20 protein-coding genes and 1 tRNA gene are annotated in these 19,496 nt (G+C 67.8%); 13 read left to right on the forward strand and 8 right to left on the reverse strand.

The genetic code is table 11. The annotated features are described in order from the left end of the window. Positions 1-203: 203 nt before the first annotated feature. The 4 genes from ACSVC7_RS28945 to ACSVC7_RS28960 all read left to right on the forward strand — a co-directional run bounded on the left by ACSVC7_RS28945 (position 204) and on the right by ACSVC7_RS28960 (position 2,890). Positions 204-416, forward strand: a complete 213-nt coding sequence (locus tag ACSVC7_RS28945) for a hypothetical protein (RefSeq protein WP_448208095.1) — start codon at positions 204-206, stop codon at positions 414-416. A 107-nt stretch (positions 417-523) separates the two neighbouring features. Beyond that, positions 524-599: transfer RNA gene (locus tag ACSVC7_RS28950), tRNA-Trp, on the forward strand. A gap of 362 nt (positions 600-961) precedes the next feature. Further along, positions 962-1,702 (forward strand): beta-ketoacyl-ACP reductase, encoded by a 741-nt coding sequence (locus ACSVC7_RS28955; protein WP_448208094.1) that lies wholly within the window; start codon positions 962-964, stop codon positions 1,700-1,702. Positions 1,703-1,948: 246 nt separating this feature from the next. Next, positions 1,949-2,890 carry an alpha/beta fold hydrolase gene (locus ACSVC7_RS28960; protein WP_448208093.1) on the forward strand — a complete coding sequence of 314 codons (942 nt, stop codon included), beginning with the start codon at positions 1,949-1,951 and terminating at the stop codon, positions 2,888-2,890. Between the two features lie 189 nt (positions 2,891-3,079). On the opposite strand, the gene ACSVC7_RS28965 is transcribed toward ACSVC7_RS28960, so the two are convergent. The 5 genes from ACSVC7_RS28965 to ACSVC7_RS28985 form a co-directional block, all read right to left on the reverse strand. Then, the gene (locus tag ACSVC7_RS28965; protein ID WP_448208092.1) at positions 3,080-4,297 is read right to left on the reverse strand and encodes a glycosyltransferase family protein; all 1,218 of its coding nucleotides are present in this window, start codon (positions 4,295-4,297) and stop codon (positions 3,080-3,082) included. 8 nt (positions 4,298-4,305) lie between these two features. After that, positions 4,306-5,868, reverse strand: a complete 1,563-nt coding sequence (locus ACSVC7_RS28970) for a glycosyltransferase (protein WP_448208091.1) — start codon at positions 5,866-5,868, stop codon at positions 4,306-4,308. Between the two features lie 32 nt (positions 5,869-5,900). After that, the gene (locus ACSVC7_RS28975) at positions 5,901-6,824 is read right to left on the reverse strand and encodes a ParB/RepB/Spo0J family partition protein (RefSeq protein WP_448208090.1); all 924 of its coding nucleotides are present in this window, start codon (positions 6,822-6,824) and stop codon (positions 5,901-5,903) included. Further along, positions 6,817-7,767: an AAA family ATPase gene (locus tag ACSVC7_RS28980; protein WP_448208089.1), complete on the reverse strand. Its 951-nt coding sequence runs from the start codon at positions 7,765-7,767 to the stop codon at positions 6,817-6,819. Before ACSVC7_RS28980 ends, ACSVC7_RS28975 begins: the two co-directional genes overlap by 8 nt. A 281-nt stretch (positions 7,768-8,048) precedes the next feature. After that, positions 8,049-8,636 (reverse strand): TetR/AcrR family transcriptional regulator, encoded by a 588-nt coding sequence (locus ACSVC7_RS28985; protein ID WP_448208088.1) that lies wholly within the window; start codon positions 8,634-8,636, stop codon positions 8,049-8,051. Positions 8,637-8,687: 51 nt separating this feature from the next. On the opposite strand from ACSVC7_RS28985, the gene ACSVC7_RS28990 reads away from it, so the two are divergent. The 8 genes from ACSVC7_RS28990 to ACSVC7_RS29025 all read left to right on the forward strand — a co-directional run bounded on the left by ACSVC7_RS28990 (position 8,688) and on the right by ACSVC7_RS29025 (position 16,351). Continuing rightward, a complete protein-coding gene (locus ACSVC7_RS28990; protein WP_448208087.1) occupies positions 8,688-9,161 on the forward strand; it encodes a cupin domain-containing protein in 474 nt (157 codons plus the stop codon). 79 nt (positions 9,162-9,240) lie between these two features. Further along, entirely contained in the window at positions 9,241-9,483 is a 243-nt protein-coding gene (napE, locus tag ACSVC7_RS28995) for a periplasmic nitrate reductase, NapE protein (RefSeq protein ID WP_448208086.1), read from the forward strand. 18 nt (positions 9,484-9,501) lie between these two features. After that, on the forward strand, positions 9,502-10,038 hold the full coding sequence (gene napF, locus ACSVC7_RS29000; protein WP_448208085.1) for a ferredoxin-type protein NapF: 537 nt from the start codon (positions 9,502-9,504) through the stop codon (positions 10,036-10,038). After that, complete coding sequence (locus ACSVC7_RS29005; protein WP_448208084.1) at positions 10,028-10,315, forward strand: chaperone NapD; 288 nt, start codon at positions 10,028-10,030, stop codon at positions 10,313-10,315. Before napF ends, ACSVC7_RS29005 begins: the two co-directional genes overlap by 11 nt. A gap of 39 nt (positions 10,316-10,354) precedes the next feature. Beyond that, positions 10,355-12,847, forward strand: a complete 2,493-nt coding sequence (gene napA, locus ACSVC7_RS29010; protein ID WP_448208083.1) for a periplasmic nitrate reductase subunit alpha — start codon at positions 10,355-10,357, stop codon at positions 12,845-12,847. A 14-nt stretch (positions 12,848-12,861) separates the two neighbouring features. Further along, positions 12,862-13,350 (forward strand): nitrate reductase cytochrome c-type subunit, encoded by a 489-nt coding sequence (locus tag ACSVC7_RS29015; protein ID WP_448208082.1) that lies wholly within the window; start codon positions 12,862-12,864, stop codon positions 13,348-13,350. Next, entirely contained in the window at positions 13,347-14,039 is a 693-nt protein-coding gene (locus ACSVC7_RS29020; protein WP_448208081.1) for a cytochrome c3 family protein, read from the forward strand. Before ACSVC7_RS29015 ends, ACSVC7_RS29020 begins: the two co-directional genes overlap by 4 nt. Before the next feature lie 266 nt (positions 14,040-14,305). Continuing rightward, complete coding sequence (locus ACSVC7_RS29025; RefSeq protein WP_448208080.1) at positions 14,306-16,351, forward strand: M3 family metallopeptidase; 2,046 nt, start codon at positions 14,306-14,308, stop codon at positions 16,349-16,351. A 202-nt stretch (positions 16,352-16,553) separates the two neighbouring features. Here ACSVC7_RS29025 and ACSVC7_RS29030 read toward each other — a convergent pair whose 3' ends face one another. The 3 genes from ACSVC7_RS29030 to ACSVC7_RS29040 all read right to left on the reverse strand — a co-directional run bounded on the left by ACSVC7_RS29030 (position 16,554) and on the right by ACSVC7_RS29040 (position 18,541). Further along, complete coding sequence (locus ACSVC7_RS29030; protein ID WP_448208079.1) at positions 16,554-17,072, reverse strand: hypothetical protein; 519 nt, start codon at positions 17,070-17,072, stop codon at positions 16,554-16,556. A gap of 103 nt (positions 17,073-17,175) precedes the next feature. Beyond that, positions 17,176-18,027, reverse strand: coding sequence for a DUF8581 family protein (locus ACSVC7_RS29035; RefSeq protein ID WP_448208078.1), 852 nt, complete (start codon positions 18,025-18,027; stop codon positions 17,176-17,178). 40 nt (positions 18,028-18,067) lie between these two features. Then, the gene (locus tag ACSVC7_RS29040; protein ID WP_448208077.1) at positions 18,068-18,541 is read right to left on the reverse strand and encodes a hypothetical protein; all 474 of its coding nucleotides are present in this window, start codon (positions 18,539-18,541) and stop codon (positions 18,068-18,070) included. A 249-nt stretch (positions 18,542-18,790) separates the two neighbouring features. Between ACSVC7_RS29040 and ACSVC7_RS29045 the strand changes: the two genes are divergently transcribed. After that, positions 18,791-19,426 (forward strand): class I SAM-dependent methyltransferase, encoded by a 636-nt coding sequence (locus ACSVC7_RS29045; RefSeq protein ID WP_448208076.1) that lies wholly within the window; start codon positions 18,791-18,793, stop codon positions 19,424-19,426. Positions 19,427-19,496: the final 70 nt, after the last annotated feature.

Consider the following 19,496-nt stretch of genomic DNA (forward strand, 5'->3'; position numbering starts at 1 on the left):
CTCACGTCCGGCCAACCAAACGCAACACCGGATCGCCAACCACCCCCAATGCGCGCAGCGCCTCGACAACAGCCCAGGCTCAGCCAGCCCCGTGAGTAGTTACCTTTGGTTTGCCCGCGACAAAGGCGGACGCTCAGAACCAAAGTCCGGAAGGCTTGTTGCCGTCCTGGTGAGCAGGGAGAATGGACCCAGGGAGAATGACTATGGACCGGGACAAATTGAAGCGCGTCGCCTCGGCGCTGGGCGACGTTCACCTGTACGACAAGCACCACACCGGGGAACTAATCGCGATGCGCCTGCGCGACTCGCTGGCGGACAGCCCGGGCTTTGATGCCGCCGCGGTGGAGGACAAGCTGATGGAACTGGCGAAGGTCGCGCTGGAGGCCGCCGAGGGCTCCTCCCTTGGCCGGCCTTGACCGGTATTCGCGTCAACAGGTCCGATTTTTTCCGGGCCAGCCGCGCTTTCTGCTGGAACGCGGCGGCGAAATCGCCTAAAAGCGGCGTCCCGCTGGCAAGCGGCGACAGGAGTGTAGCTCAATTGGTAGAGCACCGGTCTCCAAAACCGGGGGTTGGGGGTTCGAGCCCCTCCACTCCTGCCATGTTCCGATAGGCCCCCGGAACAGGCACTTTTCCCCGTTCCGCATCCTTCCCGCGACCCGCGACATGGTTTCCGCCGGAAGCCTGCGGCAACGTGTCGCTTTGTCCCGATAGCCACTCCGACAACTTGGCGCTGTCCACGTGCGATATTGCGGCACGTTGGCGGGGGCGTTGCCATGGCCTATGGTGCGCCCGCCGCGACGGTTGGTCCTTGGGGGGACGGAAAGAACGGCGCGGTGGTGATGAAACCCGGAAACAACATTGTTTCTTCATCAAAGCGCAACCATTCGTGTTTACCCCCAAACACATACCTTTGGGCACATGCCTTTGGGCACATGCCTTTCGTTAGAGTGGAGTTATAGGAATGTCTCAGAAGATCGCGCTTGTCACCGGTGCCATGGGTGGCCTCGGCACCGCCATCTGCCAGGCGCTGGCCAAGGACGGCTACCTCGTGGCGGCCAACTGCCTGCCCAATTTCCAGCCCGCCGCGCAGTGGCTGGGCCAGCAGGAGGCGGCCGGCTTCAAGTTCTACGTGGCCGAGGGCGACGTTTCCGATTTCGAGAGCTGCAAGGCGATGGTCGCGAAGATCGAAGCCGACCTGGGCCCGGTCGACATCCTGGTGAACAACGCCGGCATCACCCGCGACAAGTTCTTCCCGAAGATGGAAAAGGCGCAGTGGGATGCGGTGATCGCCACGAACCTGTCCAGCCTGTTCAACGTCACCCAGCAGGTGTCGGCGAAGATGGCCGAGCGCGGCTGGGGCCGCATCATCAACATCTCGTCGGTGAACGGCGTGAAGGGCCAGGCCGGCCAGACCAACTACTCGGCCGCCAAGGCCGGCGTCATCGGCTTCACCAAGGCGCTGGCCGCTGAGCTGGCGACCAAGGGCGTCACCGTCAACGCCATCGCGCCGGGCTACATCGGCACCGAGATGGTCATGGCGATCCGCGACGACATCCGCCAGGGCATCATCGACTCCGTCCCGATGAAGCGTCTGGGCCGGCCGGAGGAAATCGGCGGCGCCGTGTCGTACCTCGCCTCCGATCTGGCGGGCTACATCACCGGCTCCACGCTGAATATCAACGGCGGCCTGCACTACCAGTAAGCCGTTCAGCAAGCCGCCTCACGGCTTGTCCGGGTGAAAAACGCCCGTTCCGCCACCGGATCGCTCCGGCCGGCGGGGCGGGCGTTTTTCGTTGCGCGCGGTCGCAATGCGGCTGATGATGTTCCATCGTAAATTGACTTTGCCGGTATTTCCGCATAAGCTTTGGTGTCAAATTCAGCCGATATTCTAATTTCGGTGGCCGCTGCGACGGCCGCAGATCATTCCAGAGTGGAGGATTGACACCGCATGCGCTCGCCCATCTCCCGCCCGGCCTCCCGTTCGGTCTCTCTCTTCCTCCGGCGCTCGGCCCTGGTGGTCGGCGCGCTGTGCGCCGTGACGCTGGCGCCGGGGGCGGGGGCGATGGCGGCGGAGCCGTCGCAGGCCCGCACCGCTTCCCAGGTGGCCGAGGCCGGCCCGACCATCATCGGTCATGAGGTGGTCGGCGAGGGGCCGGAGGCCATCCTCGTCATGCACGAGTGGATGGGCGACCACAGCAACTACAGCGGCCTGCTGCCCTTCCTGAACCGGAAGTCCTTCACCTACGTGTTCGCCGACCTGCGCGGCTATGGCTGGTCCAAGGACATCAAGGGCGACTACACGGCTGACGAGGCCGTGGGCGACATGTTCGCGCTGATGGACAAGCTGGGGCACAAGCGCTTCCACGTCGTCGGCCATTCCATGTCCGGGCTGATCGCCCAGGCCATGGCCGCCAAGGACAAGTCCCGGATCAAGAGCCTGACCGCCGTGACCCCGGTCCCGGCCTCCGGCTTCAAGACGGACGAGGCGGGCTTCAAGAAGCTGGCGACGGTGATCGACACCGACGACGCCATGCGCGGCGCCATCAAGGCGCGGGTGGCCCAGCGCTACACGGACGGCTGGATCGACTACAAGATGGCCATCGCCCGCCGGGCAACCGGGCCGGAGGCGATGCTCGGCTACCTCAAGATGTTCACCGGCACCGACGTCAGCGCCGCCGTCACGGGGCTGGACCTGCCGGTGCTTCTCATCACCGGGGCCGACGACATTCCGTTCTACCAGGAAGCGACCGAACGCCCGAAGTTCGAGCAGGCCTACAAGAACCTGACGGTCGAGACGATCCAGAACGCCGGGCACTATCCGATGCTCCAGACCCCGCCGCTGCTGCTGGCGAAGATCGAAAACTTCGTCGCGGCCAACGCCCAGAAATAGGAACCAGCAATCGCGGCCAAGGATAGGCCAAGAAAACCGGGGCCGTGACGTCCAGCGCGCCGCCCAAGCCGGGCGGACGAGGCGACCCCCGCCAGACCGCGCGGACGTCCCGGGACGGGGGCTGGAGCGAGGCCGATCCTTCGGCGCCGCGCCGGCCCCTGTTCCGCCCAGACGGCCGGGGGAAGGGTGCTAGGCCGATGCCCCGCCCACGATCCGGTCAAGGATCGTCTCAAGCGCAAGATTGTCGAACACCCAGTCCAGATGAGCGGACTTGAGCCGCCGGCGCCTGTCCGCATCGCCAAGCAGATTCGCCAGCGTGCGAACGGCGTCGTCTTCGTCCACGAAGGTCAGGTCGCGCTCCTGCGGGCCGAACAGGCGGGCGCTGTCGACGTGCTGCCAACTGACCAGCAAGCCTTCCCGCTTGATGATCTCCAGCGTCCTGGGGAAGGCCGCGGTGTCGAACGCAAGGCTTCCGAAGTCCACGCAGGCGGCAGCGGCGTGATAGACGTTCCGCGGCTTCGACGACACGGGGTGCGCCTCGATCCCGAAACGATCCCAGCCGTTTCCCCAGATGGACAGCCTGTCCCCGAAGGCCGTCCGCAGGGCGCGGGCGAAGCGTCGCCGGTTTTCCACGGCGAAGGCAAATTTGAACGCCTTGTTGAAGGCCAGCGTCCAGGCGGGGTCCGCCGCCATGGACTCCAGCCCGCAGGCGTCCATGGCCTGCGTCCGGTGCAGGGCCGGCTGCGCGCGCATGACCTCCGCGACCCGCAAGGCGGTGTGGGACAGGGCGGGATCGGCGGCCACCTCCTCATCGGGCCAGCCCTGTCCCAGATAGAGGATGCGGTCCGCCACCAGCGCGCCCGCGTCGTCGGCGTCGGCCTCTCCCTTCATGGACGCGTAGGGATAGCGGACGAGATCGGGGTCCGTCCGCGACATCCAGCGCTTGTACAGTTCGATCCGGCCATCCTCGCCGGAACGCCGGGCGTAGACCCACCGATGCACGCCGAGCGGCGCATGGAACACCCGCGTGAGCCCGAGCCGGGAACATTGCTCGGCCGTGCCCGGACACATGCACCACAGCGCGATGCCCTGCCGCGCCATCCAGCGGTCCGCGTCCCGAACCTCGTCCGGCGTGGTGGCGCCGATCTCCTCCAGGGGGTGCTTCAGGCAGATATGGACGACGAAGGGACGCCGGCCGAGGCTCGCCACATAGGCGATCAGCATCTCCACGGTGTCCCGCGGAATCTCGAACAGATTCAACACGAAGAGGCCGTCGATGGGACGGTCGATCACGTCCTGCGAGATGTCGGGCAAGGCCAGGACCGACTCGTGCCCCAGATCGACCAGCGCCGCGTGCACGGACCACAGGATTTCCGACGTTCCTTGGCCGCACAGAAGGAAGCGCATCGCCAGCCTCACGCCCGCTGATGGAACAGGGCGACCGCCTCGTCCAGATAGGCGGCGAGCCGCGAGGCGTCGTTTCCTTCCGCGGCGAGCGCGGCAAAGCGGGTCCGCGCCTCGCCACGGGCTTGGTCCAGCAGGGCGGGGTCGCCGGCCAGGGCCGCCGCGCGCCCGACGAACGCGTCCGCGCCGTCCACGAGGAAGGCCGGGCCGGCAACGCTGGCCACATCGCCCCCGGTGAAGGAGAGCACCGGAACACCCGCCGCCAGGGCTTGCGCCGCGCTCGCCCCGCCGCCGGTCCGGCGCGGGTTGAGGTACAGGTCGCACACACCCATCAGCCCATCCACGCGATCCACGTAGCCGAGCCACCGCAGCCGGCCGGCATGCCGGGACAGGGCCAGCCGGTCGGGCAGGGCGTCCGCCACGCCCGCGAACAGCACCAGACCATGAGGCACCGCGTCCAGAAGACGCTCCAGCAGATGGAGGAAATCGGCGCCGACCTCGGCGTCCAGACGGTTGCTGACCACCACGCAGGCGAAGGCGTCGTCGGGAATGCCGAACTCAGCGCGGGAGGATGGGGTGCCGTCCCGGCGCAGCGACAGCCCCAGGCGGAAGGGACGCCATGCCTTGGCCATGGGTCCGGCACCGGCCGGCGGGGTCGTGCTCCCGAAATCCAGAACGATGTCGGCGAGGGAGACCGGCATGCCGGTGGTGGTCGGCATGCACAGAAGGGGACTCGCGGGCGCCATCAGGTCGGCGACGACCACCGACCCACCGAACGCGACCACCACATCCGGATCGCAGGCCTCCACCGCCGCGAAAAAGCCCTTCACCTTGGCGGCCGTGATGCCCGGCTCCAGGGACGACAGGATGCGCAGGCGATGCCCCTCGAACTCGACGACCTGTTCGCCGGACAGTTGCTCCTCCACAGCCGCGGCGAAGGGGGGAACGAACGGGCTGTAATAGCGGTCCGGCATCATGTTGGTGTTCAGGATCAGCACCTCTCGCCCGCACCGCGCCTGGAGGAAAACGGCCTGCTGGAGCAGGTCGCGCGAGGGCTGATGGTACGTCGACAGGAACTGGTTGGTGACCATGACGACGCGCCCGGAGGAGGGCGACCCCGTCGGGCGCGGCGACGGGCGCGCGTCCAGGCGGCGCCCGATCTCACGAAGGAACCGTTCATAGAAGGGGAAAAGCCGGGACGGCACGAAGTCCGGCACGGTCGCCCCATCCATGCGCAGCAGGAAGAGTTGGCGCTGCATGCACCAGTAGATCTGGTTGATCCCCTCCAGCGGCGCCAGATCCAGCACATTCTCCAGCATGTCGAGAATGCGCAGGTAATGGCGCAGGTCCCCGGACACACAGGCCAGCGCCGACTCGCGCAGGATCGGGTCGAGATCGGCGGCCGCGGCGTCCAGCGCCGCCATCAGGGCGGGGTCGTGCGCCAGACCGGCGTCCCGCGCGTCCTCGCACGCGGCGGCGATCGCCTTCAGATCCTCACCGGTGCCGGCCAGACCGCGCAGACGCTCGATCAGCGTTTGCAGGAGGCTTCCGCGTGCATCGGCGTCTTGCGGCATGGGACGGGTTCCCGAAGCTGAGGATGGGACGGTCAGGGCTGGTCGAGGATGCGGTCGATCATCCGGGCATAGTCATCCAGCCGCGCGCGCAGGGCCTTCAACCGCTCGGCCTCTTTGCCGTTGAGCGCGCGCCGCTCCGCTTCCAGCGCCGCCAACCCGCTCTCCAACCCATCCTGCAACTTCGGCAGCGCCGCGATGAAGCGGGCCGGGGAGGGGCGGGCGGGAGATCGCTCGGTGGGCGGAGCGTCCGCCTCGCCCTCCTTGCCCTTGCGCAGGGTCCGCGCGGCGCGGACGGTCAGGGTGCCGGCCGTGGCCTGCTCCCACGCCGGCGCCTGCTCGGCCGGCGCCATGCGCGCGATTTCCAGCAGCAGCGCCTTCGGCATGTCGGGGTGTGACGTCACACAAGCCTGCCGGATCGCGGCGTCCAGGCGCAGCAGCGTCAGCGTCGTGTTGACCTCCGTCCGCGACCGGCCGAGCAGGGCGCCCGCCTGCTCCTGGCTGTAGCCGTGGCGGTCGATCAGCCGCTGGATGCCCTCCGCCTCCTCCACGGGGGACAGGTTCACCCGCTGGAGGTTTTCGATCAGCGCGATCTGGTCGGTGTCCGTGTCCTCGGACAGGATGTGCGCGGCGATGGTGCCGAGATCCGCCAGCCCCGCCGCGCGCCAGCGCCGCTCACCCGCGATCAGCAGGTAGCGGCGCGTCTCCCTGGGGTGCGGCTTGACCAGGATGGGGGACAGCTGCCCGACCGTTTGCAGCGAGGCGGCCAACTGGTGCAGCTCCGCCTCGTCGAAGAAGCGGCGCGGCTGGTCCGGGTTCGGCATCACGTCGGACAGCCGCAGCGCCACCGTGTCGCGCAGGTGCCCGTCGCCGCCGAACAGCAGGTCCGAGCCGGCGTTCTGCAACCCCTTGGCCAGGGACTCGGCCCCGCCGCCGGCCTTGCGCCAGTTCTTAGCCATCGATGATCTCCTTGGCGAGCTTGCGGTAGACGCCGATGGAATGGCTCTTCGACAGCACGCGGATCGGCAGGTCGCCGGCGTAGGTCGCCTGATCGACCTCCGTCGAGCGCGCGATGGGGTCAAAGATGCGGGCCTTGCCCTCCAGCAGCGTGCGCAGGTCGGACAGCACCTGCTGCTCCACGGCGAAGCCCCGGTTGAACATGGTCGGCAGGATGCCGAGGATGTTCAGGCTCGGGTTCTGGCGGCGGCGGATCTTGCCGATGGTCTCGATGATCAGCGGAATGCCGCGCACGTCGTACCGGCTGGCCTTGGTCGGGATCAGCACCTGATCGGCGGCGATCAGGGCGGTCACGGTGATCAGCGCCAGTTCGGGCGGGCAGTCGATCAGGACGAAGTCGTAGTCGCGCTGAACCTCCTCCAGCCGTTCGCGCAGCACGTAGCGGCCGTCGTCCGGGTCGAGCAGGATTTTGATCTGCGCCTCGGCCAGCGCGATGGTGCAGGGCAGGATGTCGAACCCCTCGCGCGGGACGATGGCCTGCCGGATGCCGGTCTGGCCGAACAGCACGTCCTCCAGCCCGCGGCGCTCGTCCTGCACGGTGATGGGGTCGAGGCCGGCTCCTTCGGTGCAGGTGGCCTGCTGGTCGGCGTCGATCACCAGCACGCGCTTGCCCAGTTCGCCCAGCGCATAGGCGAGGTTGAGCGCGGTGGTGGTCTTGCCCACGCCGCCCTTCTGGTTGGCGATGGCGATGACGCGGGCGGCGCGGTTGCTTTCCTCCGCGATGAACTCCGCCACCTTGGCCGGGATGCGCTCGCCACCCGATTCCCAGCGGCTGATGGTGGCGTTGTCGTATTTGCGGCCGAGGCGGCTGTTCAGCCACTGGGCGAAACCGGCCTGGCTCTCGCCACGGCCTTCACGAAAACTGCGGAGCGCTTCGGGAGTCATCGGGGCCACGGGCTGGGGCAGCGGAGGGACTTGAGGGCAAAGGAACTTGAGGGTTGTCTCAACCCTACCCCTTTCTGTCAAGGGTGCTGGCTGTCCTGTGCAGGGCTATTGCACTTGGCATTTTAGCCCTCTCCCCTCCGGGGAGAGGGTGGCCCGGAGGGCCGGTGAGGGGGGTGTCGGGGGACCGAAGCGCTCGGCAAATGCAGGACCCCCTCACCCTAACCCTCTCCCCGGAGGGGAGAGGGAACTAAGTACAAGTGCGCTCACGATCCTGTGTGACGTCACACAGCCCCGTCCGGCCTCATAACGTCGTCGATCACCAGCCGCAGGGCGGAACGCGCCGCCTCGATCGCGTCTTCCAGCGTGAAGCCGAAGTAGAAGCGGTAATAGTGCCAGGTCGTTGCCGCGAGGTAATAGCAGAGGTTGGCGGCGGCGATCTTGCGGTCATGCTCCGACCGGTGCCCGGCGCGCTCGTCGATCAGGACCTTCACCGCGCGCCAGCGCTCGTTGGCGGTGATGACGCGCATGCGCTCGAAAATCTCCGTGTGCAGGGCGGACTTCACCAGCCCCGCGCGTTCCTCGAAGCGGGTGTAGAGGACGCGCGGATACTCCGGCAGATCCTCAAGGCGGGCCGGTGGCGGCGGGGTCTGGAGGCTGCGCGCCGCCGCCTGCGCCACCGCGTCCAGGAAGTCGTCGCGCGAGGCGTGATAGCGGAAGATCGTCCGTTCGGAGATCCCTGCCTCCTTCGCCACGGCGCGCACGGTCAGCTCGCCGACGCTCGACCGCTCCAGCAAATCCAGCGCCGTCGCCAGGATCAGCTTCTGCGTCGCGTCGGTGTGCCGGTCTACCAAGGAAGGGGTGATTGACATGCTGTCTGCCTTGATGTCATACTGTATGACATCATAACAGGGAGACCAGCCATGAGCAAGCAGGCGGTTGTGGTGAAACAGGGTGAGGGCGAGGCGCTGTCGGTGCTCGGCACGCAGGTCCGTTTCCTGTGCGAGGCGGAGCGGACTGACCACAGCTTTTCCATCATGGAAGTGACGCTTCCCAAGGACCAGGGGCCGCCCCCGCACGACCACCCCTGGGACGAGGCTTACTACATCCTCGACGGGCAGGTCTGGTTCCTGGTGGGGGAGGAGGCGCAGGTGTACGGGCGCGGCGATTTCCTCTACGCGCCGGCCGGCGTGCTGCATGCCTTCAAGGGCGCGGGGGATCAGCCCGCGCGCGTGCTCGTGCTCGACGCGCCGGCCACGGCGGAGAAATTCTTCCGCGACGTGGACCGGGAGGTGAAAGTCCTCCCGGACGATCTCGCCAAAATCCCGGAGATCGGACAGCGCAATCAGGTCTATTTCCGGCCCCCGGCATCCCAGCCGGCATCCGCCGACGCATAACCCGACCGCAGGGGAAACGGAACCGGGGCGGGGGACGGCGGGTTGTAGGGCTATCCAAGACCGTAGTCCCGAGACCAAAGTGCCAACGAACCGATTGCAGCGCGGGGATGCGTCCTCCCATCCCGACCGGTTTGCGTCCCGAGCGGGCGTCGCCGCTCCGGTCGCCGTCGACCCCAAGGCGAGGCGGCGGGAAATCGCCATGTTCCTGCTGCTGGCCGTGGTGATCTGGCCGATCCTGTCCATCGCGGTGGTCGGCGGCTACGGCTTCCTGGTCTGGATGGCGCAGTTGATCATGGGCCCGCCGGGGCCGCCGCCGGTTTGACCGGGTCGGCGGTGCGCCATGCCCAAGGACACCCCTGACGACACCCCCGACGAAACGATCGATGCGGGACGGCGGCGCTTCCTGCGGGGGCGGCTGCGCGCGGCACCCGACGCCGTCCGTCCGCCCTGGTCCCGGATCGCCCATTTCACCGCGCTGTGCACCCGCTGCGGGGCCTGCGCCCGCGCCTGTCCGGAGGGCATCCTGCGCCCCGGCGACGGCGGCTTTCCCGAGATCGACTTCAGCCGGGGCGAGTGCAGCTTCTGCGGCGCCTGCGCCGACGCCTGCCCGGCCCCGGTCTTCGACCGCAGCGCGGCCCGGCCCTGGGCCTTGACCGCCGCGCTCGGCCCGTCCTGTCTGGCGGTCCAGCGGGTCGTCTGCCGAAGCTGCCGGGACGCCTGCCCGGAATCGGCCATCCGCTTCACACTCATGCCCGGCGGCGCGGCGCAGGGCGCCGTCGACGCCCAGGCCTGCACCGGCTGCGGCGCCTGCGTGTCCGCCTGCCCGGTCGACGCCGTTTCCATCCATCCCCGGCCGGAGGACGCCCATGCAGCCTGACACCGCCCCACCCGCGGCCGAGTGGCACGTCGCCTCAATCCTCGTCCATCTGCGGCCGGAGCGGCGGGAGGCCGTCCGTGCCGCCGTGGCCGTCCTGCCCGGCACCGAAATCCACGCGGAGGAGGGCGGCAAGATGGTGGTGACGGTCGAGGGGCCGCACGAGGGCTGGATCGCCGACCGCATGACGGCGCTGCACCTGCTGGACGGCGTGCTCTCCGCCGTCCTGGTGTTCCACCACGTCGAGCCGAATGGAGATGGCACCGTGCAACGGGCCTGAACGTTCGAAAGCGGAAAAACAAAGAGGGGGAAAGCACCCATGTTGGATCGGCGGGACTTCATCAAGGCGCAGGCGGTGGCCGCTGCGGCGGCGGCGGGCGGCGTCACGCTGCCGGCGATGGCCCAGACCTCCATGATCGCGGGCGAGGACGCGCAGCTGAAATGGTCCAAGGCGCCCTGCCGCTTCTGCGGCACCGGCTGCGGGGTCATGGTGGCGACGAAGGAGAACCGCGTCGTCGCCACCCACGGCGACATGCAGGCGGAGGTCAACCGGGGCCTGAACTGCGTGAAGGGCTATTTCCTGTCCAAGATCATGTACGGGCAGGACCGCCTGACCCAGCCGCTTCTGCGCATGAAGGACGGCAAGTACCACAAGGATGGGGAGTTCATGCCCGTCACCTGGGACCAGGCCTTCGACGAGATGGCCCGCCAGTGGAAGCGCGTGATGAAGGAGAAGGGGCCGGACGCGGTCGGCATGTTCGGCTCCGGCCAATGGACGATCTGGGAGGGCTACGCGGCGTCGAAGCTGATGCGCGCGGGCTTCCGCACCAACAACCTGGACCCCAACGCCCGCCACTGCATGGCGTCCGCCGCCGTCGCCTTCATCCGCACCTTCGGCATGGACGAGCCGATGGGCTGCTACGACGACTTCGAGCACGCCGACGCCTTCGTGCTCTGGGGCTCCAACATGGCGGAGATGCACCCGATCCTGTGGACGCGGATCAGCGACCGCCGGCTCAGCCACAAGGACTGCAAGGTCGCGGTGCTCTCCACCTTCGAACACCGCAGCTTCGAGCTGGCCGACATCCCCATGATCTTCGAGCCGGGGACCGACCTCGCCATCCTGAACTTCATCGCCAACCACATCATCCAGACCGGCCGGGTGAACAAGGAGTTCGTGGAGAAGCACTGCAACTTCCGCCTGGGCCAGAAGGACATCGGCTACGGCCTGCGCCCGGAAAACGTGCTGGAAGTGCGCGCGGCCAACGCCAAGGACCCGACCGATTCCAAGCCGATGAGCTTCGACGAGTTCGCGACGTTCGTCAGCGACTACACGGTGGACAAGGTCTCGGAACTCAGCAAGGTGCCGAAAGAACGGCTGCTGGCGCTGGCAGAGCTGTACGCCGACCCGAAGACCAAGGTCATGTCGCTGTGGACCATGGGCTTCAACCAGCATGTGCGCGGCGTGTGGGTCAACCACATGGTCTACAACATCCACCTGCTGACCGGAAAAATCTCTGAGCCCGGCAACAGCCCCTTCTCCCTGACCGGCCAGCCCTCGGCCTGCGGCACGGCGCGCGAGGTCGGCACCTTCGCCCACCGGCTGCCCGCCGACATGCAGGTGAACAACCCCGTCCACCGCTCCCACGCGGAGGAGATCTGGAAGGTTCCGAAGGGCCTGCTGCCCGGCAAGATCGGCTACCACGCGGTTCTGATGGACCGGATGCTGAAGGACGGGAAGCTCAACGCCTACTGGATCATGGTCAACAACAACCTCCAGGCGGCCCCCAACAGCGACAACGAGACCTATCCCGGCTACCGCAATCCCAGCAACTTCATCGTCGTCTCCGACGCCTACCCCACGGTCACCGCGTCCGCCGCCGACCTGATCCTGCCCGCCGCCATGTGGGTGGAAAAGGAAGGCGCCTACGGCAACGCGGAGCGGCGCACCCATTTCTGGCACCAGCTGGTCAACGCGCCGGGCGATGCGCGCTCCGACCTCTGGCAGATCATGGAGTTCTCCAAGCGCTTCACCACCGACGAGGTGTGGCCGGCGGAGGTGCTGGACGCCAACCCGCAGTTCAAGGGCAAGACGCTGTTCGACGTGCTGTACCGCAACGGCACCGTCGACCGCTTCCCCCTGTCGGAGGTCAATCCGGAGTACGAGAACCGCGAGTCCAAGGCCTTCGGCTTCTACGTGCAGAAGGGCCTGTTCGAGGAATACGCCAGCTTCGGGCGCGGCCACGGCCATGACCTGGCGCCCTTCGACCAGTATCACGAGGTACGCGGCCTGCGCTGGCCGGTGGTGAACGGGCAGGAGACGCGCTGGCGCTACCGCGAGGGGCTGGACCCCTACGTGCCGGCGGGGGAGGGGCTGCGCTTCTACGGCAACCCCGACGGCAAGGCGAACGTCTTCGCTTTCCCCTACGAACCGCCGGCGGAGTCGCCCGACAAGGACTTCGACCTGTGGCTGGTCACCGGCCGCGTGCTGGAGCACTGGCACAGCGGCTCCATGACCATGCGCGTGCCGGAGCTGTACAAGGCCATGCCCATGGCGCTGGTCTACATGCACCCGGACGACGCCCAGGCGCGCGGCCTGCGCCGCGGGTCGGAGGTCAAGGTGGTCTCCCGGCGCGGCGAGATGCGCACGCGGGTGGAGACGCGCGGCCGCAACCGACCGCCGCGCGGCGTGGTCTTCGTGCCCTGGTTCGATTCGGCGCGGCTGATCAACAAGTGCACGCTGGACGCCACGGACCCGATCAGCAAGCAGACCGACTTCAAGAAGTGCGCCGTCAAGATCGTCGCGGTGTGAGGGAGGACCGAAGCATGCGTCGCCACTGCCTTGCCGCCCTCGTCGCGGCCTTACCGTGCCTCGTGCCCGCCCTGCTGTCCGCTCAAGGGACGGGGGGAGCGCGGATCGACTCGCCCTTCCGGCCGCCCGTCAACTTCACCGACGAGAACGCCGCTCCGCCGATTCCGGCCGACGTCACCGACGACCGCCGCGTCGCCCGCAACTACCCGGAACAGCCGCCGGTCATCCCCCACAACATCCGCGACTACCAGATCAGCCTGAACAACAACCAGTGCCTGACCTGCCACAGCCGGCAGTTCACCAGCGCCTCGCAGGCGCCGATGGTCAGCATCACCCATTACGTGAACCGCGACGGGCAGACGTTGGGGGCGGTCAGCCCGCGCCGCTATTTCTGCATGCAGTGCCACGTCCCGCAAACCCAGGCACAGCCGATCGTCACCAACACCTTCAAGGACCTGGACACGCTGATCAGCCGGCCGTCGGACGGGGGAGACCGGCGATGAGGCTGAACCTTCCGGACGTCCTGCTGCGGCCCTGGCGCACCATCGCGGGGCCGAGCCGCTACCTCAGCCTGGGCTTCCTGACGCTGGGCGGCTTCCTGGCCGGCGTGTTCTTCTGGGGCGGCTTCAACACGGTGCTGGAGGCCACCAACACCGAGAAGTTCTGCACCAGCTGCCATGAGATGAGGGCCAACGTCTATGAGGAGCTGAAGACCACCATCCACTTCACCAACCGCTCCGGCGTGCGGGCGACCTGCCCGGACTGCCACGTCCCGCACAAATGGACGGACAAGATCGCCCGCAAGATGCAGGCCTCCAAAGAGGTCTGGGGCAAGATCTTCGGAACCATCGACACGCGCGACAAGTTCGTGGCGAACCGCCGCGAACTGGCCGAGCATGAATGGGCGCGGCTGAAGGCCAACAACTCCCTGGAATGCCGCAACTGCCACAGCGCGGAATCCATGGACATCACCAAGCAGGGCGCCCGCGCCGCCCGCATCCACCAGCAATACCTGTTCACCGGCCAGCGCACCTGCATCGACTGCCACAAGGGCATCGCCCACCAGCTCCCCAACATGAACGGCGTCCCCCCCGGCTGGAGCGAAGCGTCGGATCAGGGCGGTGGGCATGAGCCGATCACCCGCTGGCTCGCCGAAGCGCCCACGGGTCCGAACCCGCACAGCGGGCAGTAAAATCCCCTACAAACCCAACCACTTACCGTCATCCCCGCGAAGGCGGGGATCCAGGGCACCCCGACGAGTTCCCGAACAGCCCTGGACCCCCGCCTTCGCGGGGGTGACGGGGTGAGTGGACGAGGCTTCCGTCCAACGGGTCAAAACGTCCACTGGCGCCGGTGCCCCGATGCGGCTACGTGGTAGGGAATGCCCCGATTGTCCGCGGGGCCGCCAACCCCCACATGTGGGCACCCGCATGGGGATGCGATCACCACGAGGCCCCGATGACCGACACCGCCACCTTCCAGAACCCCTTCTTCGAGACCTGGACGACGCCCTTCGGCCTTCCGCCCTTCGATCGCATCCGCCCGGAGCATTTCCCGCCGGCCTTCGACCATGGCATGGCCGAGAGCATCGGTGAGATCGAGGCGATCACCAGCAGCACCGAGGCCCCGACCTTCGCCAACACCATCGAGGCGATGGAGCGCGGCGGCCGGTTCCTGAACCGCGTCACCAGCGTGTTCTACAACCTAACCTCCAGCAACACCAACGACGCGCTGGAGGCCATCGCCCGCGACTACGCGCCGAAATTCGCGCAGCATTCCATGCGCATCGCGCTGGACCCGGTCCTGTTCGCGCGGGTGAAGGATCTGTACGACCGGCGCGAAAGCCTGGGCCTCGCCACCGACCAGCTCCGGCTGCTGGAGCGCCAGCATCTGGGCTTCGTGCGCAGCGGCGCCCTGCTGCCGCCGGACCAGAAGGCGCGCATGAGCGCGATCACGGAGCGGCTGGCGACGCTGCACACGCTGTTCGGCCAGAACGTCCTGCACGACGAAAAGGACTGGCAGCTCGTGCTGGAGAAGGACGACCTCGCCGGGCTTCCCGACTTCGCGCGCAACGCCGCCGCCCAGGCCGCGAAGGAGCGCGGGCTGGAGGGCAAATACGTCATCACGCTGGCCCGTTCCTCGGTCGAGCCGTTCCTGACCTTCTCGGCGCGCCGCGACCTGCGGCAGGTCGCCTACGAGGCCTGGATCCGGCGCGGCGAGCATGACGGCGAGCACGACAACCGCCCGCTGATCCGCGAGATCGTGGCGCTGCGCGCCGAGCAGGCGACGCTGCTGGGCTACGCCACCTACGCCGACTTCAAGCTGGACGACAGCATGGCGAAGGAGACCTCGGCGGTCGAACGGCTGCTGCTGCAGGTGTGGGAGCCGGCCAAGCGCAAGGCCGCCGCCGAACGCGCCGAGCTTCAGGAAAGCGCCCGCGCGGAGGGCATGAACGAACCCATCGCGCCGTGGGACTGGCGCTATTACGCGGAGAAGGTGCGGCAGGCCAAATACGACCTCGACGAGGCGGAGGTGAAGCCGTACTTCGTGCTGGAGAACATGGTGCGCGCCGCCTTCGACTGCGCCGGCCGCCTGTTCGGCATCTCCTTCACCGAGCGCACGGACCTGCCCGTCTACCACCCGGACGTCCGCGTCTATGAGGTGACGGAGAAGGACGGGCGCCATGTCGGCCTGTTCCTGCACGACAATTACGCCCGCTCCGGCAAGCGCTCCGGCGCCTGGATGAGCAGCTACCGCGACCAGGAAAGCTTCGACGGCGAGATCGCGCCGATCATCGTGAACAACAACAACTTCGCGAAGGGCGAGCCGACGCTGCTCAGCTTCGACGACGCGGAAACGCTGTTCCACGAGTTCGGCCACGGCCTGCACGGCCTGCTGAGCCGCGTGCGCTACCCGTCGCAGTCCGGCACGTCGGTCCGCCGCGACTTCGTTGAGTTCCCGTCGCAGGTCTACGAGCACTGGATGAGCGCGCCGGAAACCCTGCGGACCTACGCCCGCCATCATCAGACCGGCGAGCCGATCCCGGAGGATCTGCTGCGCCGCCTGCTGGCCGCCCGCAACTTCAACCAGGGCTTCGGCACCGTGGAATACACGGCCGCGGCGCTTCTGGACCTGGAGTTCCACACCATGTCCGACGCGGGAGACCTCGACGTCGCGGCCTTCGAGCGGCGGGTGCTGGACAAGATCGGCATGCCCGCCGAAATCGCCGTGCGCCACCGCCCGACCCATTTCCAGCACCTGTTCGCCGGCAGCGGCTACGCCGCCGGCTATTACGCCTATCTCTGGGCGGAGGTTCTGGACGCCGATGGCTACGAAGCCTTCGCGGAGGCCGGCGACCTGTTCGAGCCGGGTCTGGCGGCGCGCCTGAAGACCATCTACTCGTCCGGCGACACGCGCGATCCCATGGAACTCTACACCGCCTTCCGCGGCCGCGAACCACGCATCGAGGCACTGCTGAAGCACCGCGGGCTGGTGGGCGCGTGATTTTCGACTTACCCCTCGCCCGCCTCCGGCGGGAGAGGGAGGGGCCCACCGCGCAGCGGTGGGAGGGTGAGGGCAAGGTTCACCCAAGAATCCAGGGCATGCAGGCCAAAGATTCTCGGGAAAAACTTGCCCTCACCCTTCCCACTTCGTGGGCCCCTTCCCTCTCCCGCCGGAGGCGGGCGAGGGGGTTTATTGTGCAATCTCACGCAAATTTCTGTCCCACCTTCTCCGCCAGGGGGAACAGCCGGGGGACGACCGTCTTGATGACCCACGGCCTCACCGTCGCCAGGACGACGGGAGCCGCGAGCGCCGCCACGGTTCCGCCCGCGTGCAGCAGGGTTCCGGTCGTCAGCTCCTCGAAGCCGTTGCGCAGCAGAAGGACTCCGCTGGCGACGCCCGACACGGCCCCGGCGATCTCGCCCAGCGCCTGGGCCGCGTCCACGCCCCAGAGCGGGTTGGCGGTCGTCGTCCGCTCCACCAGCTGGCGCAGCCGCAGGGTGAGCCGACGGGCGGAGGCGTCGTCGAAACGGCCGCTCTCCACCTCCTCGCGGGGCAGGGCGATCAGCACGTCCCCGTCGGGCTGAAGCGTCACGAGGACCGGCGCCGTGCGCAGCCCGTCCGACCACGCGCCAGCCACCGGCACGCGCAGGACCATCTGCCGCCCGCCATGGGCGAAGAAGCGGAACAGGATGGCCGCGCCGCGCCCGCGCTTGGGAAGCACGCCACCCCGTCCGGACGACAGCCGGCTGAACGCCTCGGCGAGCGCGCCCTTCCGCCAGGACCAGCCGTGCGGAAGGCTGTGGGTCAGGGTGCGGCGCCAGCGGCTACCCCGTGTCTCCCACGAGGGAGTTCACGGCCTTGCCGGCGAAACGGCCCAGCGCCTCGACCATGAAGCTCCAATAGCGGAAGGACACGTCCACCGCGTCGCGATGGACGCCGATCATGGTGCCGTTCGTCGCGGTGTCCCGCCCTTTCAGAACGCGGGTCACCACGTCGCCGTCGATCTGGATGGTCGACTGCATGACGACGACCTCCGTCCCGACGTCCCACGCCTTGCGCAGCGTCACGATGTCGGCCGTCTTCAGCTCCGCCATGCGCCGAACGTCGTCTTTCATGCCGCGCTGGTAATTCACCTTGTCCAGCCCGCGCCGGACCAGGATGTCCGCGATCTGGTCGCAATTGCGCTGGATGCGCATCATGACCGGCGCGGCGTCGCGGTCGATGCGCCCGGCGGCGGTGACCAGCTCCGGCGGGGCACCGGGGTTGCCGGCGGCGTCCTGGGTGCGGTCCTGCATTTCGCGCAGCCAGCTCGCCACCTCGCGGATGGCCTTGAGGACTTCGAAGGTGGTGCCGCGGGCGGGATCGTTGCCGGGCAGGTCGCGGGTGGTGAAGTCCGGCGCGTAGCGCTCCGCCTTGGAGGCCCCGGCCGGTGCGGCGAAGGGCGCCAGACCCCAGTCGAAGCTTTCCGAAAGGCGGGCCGCCCAGCCGTCGAGCGCCTGCGTCTGCCGGTTTCCGAACACGTCGAGCTGTTCGCACAGGAACACATAGTATTCCTGCGCGATGTCGATCAGCGCGTCCCCGGCCAGCGGCATTTTCTCGGCCGACATCCCAGACTTCAGAACCGTGTTGATTTCGAGCGTCAGCAGGCTGCGCGCGAGATCGGCGAACTGGGACATCGGCCACCTCCGGTCGGGTCGGAAAACGTTGATCGAATGCTCAGTTCGTGCGGCCGGAAAGCTGCACGGCGAGGTCGCGCACCGCCTTCAGGTTGGCGCTGACGATGTCGCTGCTCTTGGTGACCTGGGCCAGATGGAAGTCCGACAGATCCTTGTAGGCCGCGTTCGTCGCGAAATCGCGGCTGATCAGGTTCTCGATGTCGCCGGTCACCAGGTTGACCTGGGTCTGGAAGGCGTCGATGGCGGTGCCGGATTTCGGGCGGCAGGTGAAGGTCGGGCGGTTCGGGTCGGCCTGCACCGTCTCCACGTCGCAGACGGCCGTCACCACGGTCAGGGTGGTCAACTGGTCCAGCTTGTCCGCGATGGTGTTCAGCAGGGAGTTGGCCTTGCCCTTCTCGTTCTGCACCACGGCGTCGTTGCTGGGCGGCGCTGCGGGCGTGGTCACCACCGGCAGGTTGGTGGAACCGGTCTGGCTGACAGGCTGGCTGGACGTGTCGACGGTGGTATCGGACATGATTGCACCCTATTGCATGCAGATGGTGTAATTTTAGCAAAACTCCCGCACAAGTCGAGCGACCTTCGTCGTTCGCCCGCATCACGGACGGATTTAGCCCGCTTTCCATTTCAGGAGGAGCCGACGCGCGGCCTTTTTCGCCCTGCCTTGCACCATGAGCGGGGCCGCGTGGAACTCTTCCGCGCGCCGTGGCTTTCACGATGGACGAAAGGCCGTTATGGTCGCGTCCCAAACACGCGAGGGAGACCCATGGACGCCGACTCCATCCGCGCCGCCTACCGGCGGTACGCCCGCTTCTATGACCCTGTGTTCGGAAACCTGCTGGCGTCGGGCCGGCACGCCGCCGTCAAATGGATCAACCGGCGCGGCGGCCTGCGCGTGCTGGAGGTGGGCGTGGGCACGGGCATCTCCCTGTCCGACTACCGCAAGGACAACCGCGTCGTCGGCATCGACCTGTCCACCGACATGCTGCGCGTGGCGCAGGAGCGCGTGGACCGCGAGCGGCTGGAGAATGTCGAGGGCCTGCTGGAGATGGACGCCGGCAAGCTGGCCTTCGCCGACGGCAGCTTCGATCTGGTCGTCGCCATGTATGTGATGACCGTCGTCCCCGACCCGCAGGGCACGATGCTGGAGCTGGAGCGCGTCTGCAAGCCGGGCGGCGACATCCTGATCGTCAACCACTTCGCCGCCGACAAGCCGGGCGTCCGCCGCGCGGTGGAGAACTGGATGGCGCCCTTCTCCAAGAAGCTGGGCTGGCGGCCGGACTTCACGCTGGACACGCTGATGTCCGGCTCCCGCCTGAAGGTGGAGGAGTTGCAGACCGTCCCGCCCTTCGGCCTGTTCAGCCTGCTGCACTGCCGCCGTCAGGCCGAGGCCCTGGCGTAAGCGGGCGTCCTTCGGGAACCTGACCGCGCCTGTGGAGTTTCCAGACCGTTGGTCCTGATCTGCCTTTGCG

The organism is Azospirillum mesophilum, from assembly GCF_053470405.2.